This is a genomic window from Lyngbya sp. CCY1209 (genome assembly GCF_055795065.1).
The window spans coordinates 1-289 of the sequence record NZ_JAYFER010000347.1; the positions used below are offsets into that span (position 1 = coordinate 1).

At 47.4% G+C, this 289-nt stretch carries 1 protein-coding gene; it reads left to right on the forward strand.

The window, feature by feature from the left end; all coding sequences use genetic code 11:
• On the forward strand, positions 1 to 255 hold a 255-nt coding region (locus AC0QHF_RS09780; RefSeq protein WP_324704018.1), incomplete at its 5' end, for an HNH endonuclease.
• Positions 256 to 289: the final 34 nt, after the last annotated feature.

Genomic DNA, 289 nt, shown 5'->3' on the forward strand with positions numbered 1-289 from the left:
GCAGAAATCCCAAACCGAGAAGCCAAACTGCTGAAATACCAGAAAGGCAAATGCAAATGGTGCGGGCAGCACTTCACTATCGAAGACCAAGTGGAAATCGACCATATAATCCCTAGAAGCCTAGGCGGAAAAGATGATTACAAAAACCTCCAACTGCTGCACCACCACTGTCACGATGCAAAGACTGCAATAGATGTCAGTCAAAGCAAGAATCGTACTCATGACAACGAGACGGCTGAACTAGGAGCCGTGTGAGGTGAAAGTCTCATGCACGGTTTTGAATGGGAGG